This is a genomic window from Pseudomonas edaphica, assembly GCF_005863185.1.
Classification (GTDB): domain Bacteria; phylum Pseudomonadota; class Gammaproteobacteria; order Pseudomonadales; family Pseudomonadaceae; genus Aquipseudomonas; species Aquipseudomonas edaphica.
In genome coordinates this window covers 1-954 of the sequence record NZ_VBVZ01001048.1, presented here as the reverse complement: position 1 = coordinate 954, position 954 = coordinate 1, and the positions used below count along the sequence as shown (strand labels likewise).

Annotated in this window: 1 protein-coding gene; it reads left to right on the top strand. The window is 65.3% G+C overall.

The window, feature by feature from the left end; genetic code table 11:
• Positions 1-62 precede the first annotated feature (62 nt).
• Positions 63-954, top strand: an 892-nt coding sequence (gene dacB / locus FEM54_RS33165; protein ID WP_138454351.1) for a D-alanyl-D-alanine carboxypeptidase/D-alanyl-D-alanine endopeptidase, incomplete at its 3' end; no start/stop codon positions are given.

The window sequence follows — 954 nt, the reverse complement described above, 5'->3', positions numbered from 1 at the left end:
CCACAACGGCAATGAGCTGGTAGCGTTGCCGCCACTGAAGGCTTTGCGGGAAAACGGTACTGATGCAGTTGGGTCGATGGATACACACCAGCGCGATGCTGGTGGGCTTGAGTTTGTTACTGGGCGGTTGCGCCACGCCTTCGAAGACGGCCACCGGGCACAGCCTCGACCAGTTGCTGGCCGACCCGGCGCTGCACGGCGCCTCGGTCTCGCTGATGGTGCGGGACGCCAACAGTGGCGCCACGCTGTATCAGCACAACCCGCGCACGCGGCTGGTGCCGGCTTCCAACCTCAAACTGCTGACCACGGCCGCGGCCATGGATGTGCTTGGGCCGCAGTACCGTTTCGCCACGCAACTGCTGAGCAACGGCATTCGCCAGGGCGACCGCTTGACCGGCAACCTGTACCTGCGCGGCCTGGGTGACCCGACCATTCAGTTCGCCGATTACCAGGCGTTGGCGGCGCAGTTGGCCAGCCAGGGCGTGCGTCAGGTGCAGGGCGACCTGGTGTTTGACGACACCTGGTTTGACGCCGAGCGGCTGGGCGTCGACTGGTCCCATGACGATGAAACCACCTACTACGGCGCACAGATTTCGGCGCTGACCGTGTCGCCCAATACCGATTTCGATGCTGGCAGCGTGCTGGTCACCGCCAAGGCGCCAGCGCGGGCCGGGCAGCCTGTGAGTGTCGACATCTTCCCGCCAACCAACTACCTGCAACTGAGCAACCGCGCGGTCAGCGGGCCGGGCAACACCTACGGGATCAACCGTCGCCATGGCACCAACCTGCTGCAGCTCAGTGGGGCCGTGGCGCCGGGGCGACAGAGCGAGCAGTTGGTGAGTGTCTGGGAGCCAACGCAACTGGTGGCCAACCTGTTCGAGCAAGCGCTGGCGCAGCAAGGCATCACAGTGCTTGGCCGTCGAGTGATGGGCGGTGCCAGCCCGGTTGCGGTGA